Raw genomic sequence first — 5,004 nt, forward strand, 5'->3', positions numbered from 1 at the left:
CCTTAAGCGACTTAATCAGTATAACATTTAATTTCTTTTCTGTCAACAAGTTTTTAATAAGTTGAAATTTAATTTCTTAACTTTTTTCTTTCTTGTTGGCCGCATCTCTTAGCGACGTGTTTTATCTTACCATTTTATTTATATAGTGTCAACAATAATTTTCTATTCTTTTTTAATAAATTTACTTTTTACGTATTTAAGTACTTTTTGAGTATCTATATCAGGTATTGGTTTATGTTTAAATACCAATACACCTAAATCCATAATTGGCTTTAAATAATCAATGGTATCAATATAACCTAGTTTAATTCTTTTTTCAGCACTCTCAGGAACAAAATCCAATATACCATCTAATACCCCCTCTTCCATAACAGATGGATATATCTCTATTATTTTAGTATTTGGAAATAACTTTTTATTTATATGAGAATCTTTAGAAAGATGCACTACTATTATAATGTCACAGTTTTCTCCATATACAGGCTGTACAGGAACATTATCAGCCATTCCACCATCTAAATATTTTATAGATTCAAATTCTTCTGATTCATATATCATAGGTAATGCTGATGATGCAAATAAAATACTTCTTATATTCTCTTCATTATATCCATTAATCTTAAAGTATTTAGGTTGAAAAGTTGTAAGCTCTGTACAAGCTACATAGCATAATTTATTGCACTCATCTATATCTTTAAAATTTACATATTTATTAATAATATCAGTTAAACCTCCCCTTGAAAGATTTCCTGTATCAATCATCTTTGGCATACATTTTTTTACTAAGTTCATATTTTTTAATCCTAATGATATTAAAAAACCTTTAATATTCAAATCTCTCTTATCTATAGGAAGAACTTTTTCCTTTGATATATTAAGCCACGCTTCCTCTGCCTTCTCTATATCTCCTTGGCAAAATAATATAGAATTTAATGCACCGATTGATGTCCCTGAAATTACTTCTATATATCTATCAATTTTCAACTCTTTTAATGCCTTCCATACACCGATTTGATATGCTCCCCTAGCTCCTCCCCCTGATAGTACTAATCCTATTTTCATATTAAATCACACTCCCCAAGAACCACAATATATCTAATAACTATTCGTGCTCTTATTATATCCAATTGATTCTAAAATAATTAAAGCTGTATCTTCTATAGCCCTTTGTGTTATATCTATTGTTTTACATCCTAACTTCTTCATTACCTTATCTGAATACTCTAATTCTTCTAATATTCTTTCATCACCAGCATATTCAATACTTGAAGATATGTGATGGAATTTATCTAATCTTTTCTTTCTAATTTCTATTAATTGAAATGGATCTATTTTTAATCCAAAAATTTTCTTCTTATCTATAATATATATATCATCTGGTACACCTATTTCAGGCATTAATGGTATATTTATAGCTTTAATCCCCTTATTAGCTAGATACATGCTTAATGGTGTCTTTGACGTTCTTGATAATCCTATTAAAACTACATCTGCATTTTTAAGTCCTCTATAGTCTTTACTATCATCATATTGCATCGCAAATTCCATAGCCTCTATTCTTTTATAATACATTTCATCTATTTGTCTCATGGCCCCAGGTTTATATTCTGGATTAGTGTTCAACATACTTGATATAGAATCTATAAGAGGTCCTAGAACATTCATAATATAAATATCTTCTTCATAACATTTTTTAGTTAAGTATTCTCTAACATCTACAGTAATTATTGTTGATATGATTATTTTTCTTTCCACTTTAGCTATTTCAGGAAAAATACAATCCACATCATCAATTGTTTTGATATATGGTACTCTTCTTATTTTTATTTTTTCTCTAAACTGAGCTGCCACTGCTAGTGTTACTTGATGAGCTGTTTCTGCTATAGAATCTGATATAGCAAAAATAGTTAACATGATTAACTCCCCCCTCAAATTTTATATAATGTTTTTTCTAATATAATATCTTATTTAATTTTATCATTATATATTACATGTATTGTAAAATATTGCTTGATACAAAAATATATTTTTTAAATTTCAATATTTAATTTATATATTATATAATGATGAATTTTAAAATTTAATATGATAAACTTTAATATAATAAAAAAAGTTGCATATAAACCATGAAATCATCTATTTTATGCCTTTACTCATTTATAGGTGTAAAAAATCTTATACCACAATATTTTTAGTTATAAAATAAAATCATTAAATAACGCTTTAATAAATTATGTAAGAGTTATAATTGATATAAAAAACTGTTCACACTATATTTAGGAGGAAAATGTATGAATAATAAAAAAATCTTAACAGTAAGCATTCTACCACTTATGTGGTTTTTATACTTTTTGTTTGAATTGTTCACAGGTAGGATTAAAGATACTCCTACAGTAATGTTAAATATATTTCTTATGTTTTTGTTTGCTTTAGTAGGATTATTCATTTATAAAATAGGATATAAAAATCAAAATGGATTTAAATTTAAAACAATGTTAAAACTTTTTTTATCATTAATGCTAATTGACCAAGGAATAAAAATATTTATAAAGTTATTTTATTTTGATACTTACATCAATATAATTCCTAATTTACTATCTTTTAATCCAATAATCAATACTGATGGTTCATGGTTAAATGCAAGATTTGGAACTAATGTAAGCTTCACATTATTAATATTTTTTAATATCATTGCACTTTTTGTATTTGTCGAAATATACAGATACTCCTTATATAAAGGTAATAAAGATTTTTGGGCAGATATGTCTTTTTTGTTTATATTCAGCGGAGCTCTTTGTTCATTAATTGATAAACTATTTTATGGTGGAAGTTTAGATTTTATTGGCATTAGCAATTTATTTATTGCAGACATAAAAGATATTTATATTAATCTAGGTATACTATTTTTTATTCTTACATTATTTAATAACGGATATCTTTCTTCAGATGAAGAAACTACACTAAAAGAAGACTTACAGAATTTAAGATGTTTCTTAACATTTATAAAAGATGATATATCTAGTAAGTTCAAGTTACTAAAAAATAAACAAAACTAAAAGAAAAGAAGTTTTACAAATGTTTATAGAACAATAATAAAATTTGTTTATTCCAATAATAAAAATATACATGAACTATTTATATTGAGTAAAAAATACACTATCTAATTAAAAATTGAAAATCAAGTTATAAAGGAGGCATATTTATGCTTAACACTCCAAAAGCAAATAGACTACATATATCTATATTCGGAAAAAGAAACGCCGGTAAATCAAGTTTAATTAATGCTCTAACAAATCAACCACTTTCATTAGTGTCAGATACTCCTGGTACTACAACTGATCCTGTTTCAAAGGCAATGGAATTACTTCCTTTAGGACCAGTGGTTATTATAGATACCGCTGGATTAGATGATACTGGTGATTTAGGAACATTAAGAGTTGAAAAAACAAAAGAGGTAATGTTAAAAACAGATTTAGCTGTACTTGTATTTTCAGCAGAAGATAATAATATTGAAAATGAAAAAGAATGGTTTAAAGATTTAAAACAAAAAAATATTCCTGTAATAGGAGTAATAAATAAAATTGATTTAGGAATGAGCAACTTAGAATTATTACAAAAAGAATTTGATATTCCATTTGTAGAAATAAGTTCTAGAGAAAAAATAAATATAGGTAAATTTAAAGAGCTTCTTATTAAAAATGCACCTATTGATTTTGAAATGCCTACTATACTTGGTGATATTGTAAATCCTAAGGCTAGGGTTATATTAGTCGCTCCTCAGGATATCCAAGCCCCTAAAGGAAGACTTATATTGCCTCAAGTACAAATAATAAGAGATATACTAGATAATGATGCTATGGCACTTACAGTCAAAGATACAGAATTAGAAGACTTGCTAAAGATAGTCAAAAATCCATCTTTAGTAATTACAGATTCTCAAATGTTTAAAAAGGTAAATGAAATAGTTCCCTCAAATATAAGATTAACCTCATTCTCTATTTTAATGGCAAGATATAAGGGTGATTTAGAATTATTTATAAAAGGAGCTAAAGCTATTAATAATTTAAAACCTAATGACAAAGTATTAATTGCAGAAGCTTGCACTCATCATGCACAAAAAGGTGATATTGCAAGAGAAAAACTACCTTTATTACTTGAAAAAAAAGTTGGTGGAAAATTAGACATAGTAAATGTATCAGGAAGTGATTTTCCAAAGAATTTATCAGAATTTAAATTAATAGTACATTGTGGTTCTTGTATGTTTACAAGAAAGCAACTATTATCAAGATTAGAGGTAGTTAAAGAAAAAAATGTTCCTATAACTAATTTTGGAGTCGCATTAGCTGAACTTAATGGAATCCTTGATAGAGCTTGTAACATATTAATTGGATAATACCAATTTAAAAGATTTAAGACTTTATCAAATTACAATTTATATATTATAGATATAAAATTCAATAAAGCAAGCTACAGATTAAAAATAACAGTTTAATTTTAGATTAATATTTAAAATCAAACTTATATACTATAGCAAATAAAAAAGACATCCTATTATATATACTTTATAGGATGCCTTTTTTACTTTTATTAGATGTATATATTATGTCTTTAAATTAAACTAATTTAAAGACTATTTTGTTTAATCACAAATCAACTTTATTTATCGCTCTTAATTATCAATAATAATGAAACATATTAATTTTACTTTTTAAAATTTAATTTGTTATTAAATTTTAATATTAAAAGAATTATTTCTTTTAATATTTACTAAATTATAATTCGAATATAATAAATTTAAAAATGAAATAAAAAAATCGTTTCTTTAATATTAAAGAAACGATTTTGGTGGCTCACCCGGGAATCGAACCCGGGACACCATGATTAAAAGTCATGTGCTCTACCGACTGAGCTAGTGAACCATGCTTACCTGGCAACGTCCTAATCTCCCACACAGTCTCCCGTGCAGTACCTTCGGCGCTATGGATCTTAACTTTCCTGTTCGGA

The 5,004-nt window shown here is 26.0% G+C and carries 4 protein-coding genes, 1 tRNA gene and 1 rRNA gene; 2 read left to right on the plus strand and 4 right to left on the minus strand.

Annotation, left to right across the window (positions count from 1 at the left end):
* Positions 1-162: 162 nt before the first annotated feature.
* Together RGC78_RS15830 and RGC78_RS15835 are read right to left on the minus strand one after the other, a co-directional pair.
* Complete coding sequence (locus RGC78_RS15830; protein WP_252217020.1) at positions 163-1,062, minus strand: patatin-like phospholipase family protein; 900 nt, start codon at positions 1,060-1,062, stop codon at positions 163-165.
* Between the two features lie 33 nt (positions 1,063-1,095).
* Positions 1,096-1,914 carry a pyruvate, water dikinase regulatory protein gene (locus tag RGC78_RS15835; RefSeq protein ID WP_252217018.1) on the minus strand — a complete coding sequence of 273 codons (819 nt, stop codon included), beginning with the start codon at positions 1,912-1,914 and terminating at the stop codon, positions 1,096-1,098.
* Between the two features lie 377 nt (positions 1,915-2,291).
* Between RGC78_RS15835 and RGC78_RS15840 the strand changes: the two genes are divergently transcribed.
* Positions 2,292-3,056: a signal peptidase II gene (locus RGC78_RS15840; RefSeq protein WP_252217015.1), complete on the plus strand. Its 765-nt coding sequence runs from the start codon at positions 2,292-2,294 to the stop codon at positions 3,054-3,056.
* Between the two features lie 146 nt (positions 3,057-3,202).
* The gene (gene hydF, locus RGC78_RS15845) at positions 3,203-4,393 is read left to right on the plus strand and encodes a [FeFe] hydrogenase H-cluster maturation GTPase HydF (protein WP_252217012.1); all 1,191 of its coding nucleotides are present in this window, start codon (positions 3,203-3,205) and stop codon (positions 4,391-4,393) included.
* A 450-nt stretch (positions 4,394-4,843) separates the two neighbouring features.
* Here hydF and RGC78_RS15850 read toward each other — a convergent pair.
* A tRNA-Lys gene (locus RGC78_RS15850) sits at positions 4,844-4,919 on the minus strand.
* 6 nt (positions 4,920-4,925) lie between these two features.
* Positions 4,926-5,004, minus strand: a 5S ribosomal RNA gene (rrf, locus tag RGC78_RS16210); the annotation flags it as partial.

It is taken from the genome of Clostridium aquiflavi, assembly GCF_031344075.1.
GTDB lineage: Bacteria > Bacillota > Clostridia > Clostridiales > Clostridiaceae > Clostridium > Clostridium aquiflavi.

Bases quoted from the DNA above. Each gene is read 5' to 3' on its own strand.
- hydF (WP_252217012.1), top strand. From the start codon at position 3,203: ATGCTTAACACTCCAAAAGCAAATAGACTACATATATCTATATTCGGA.
- RGC78_RS15840 (WP_252217015.1), top strand. From the start codon at position 2,292: ATGAATAATAAAAAAATCTTAACAGTAAGCATTCTACCACTTATGTGG.
- RGC78_RS15835 (WP_252217018.1), bottom strand. From the start codon at position 1,914: ATGTTAACTATTTTTGCTATATCAGATTCTATAGCAGAAACAGCTCAT.
- RGC78_RS15830 (WP_252217020.1), bottom strand. From the start codon at position 1,062: ATGAAAATAGGATTAGTACTATCAGGGGGAGGAGCTAGGGGAGCATAT.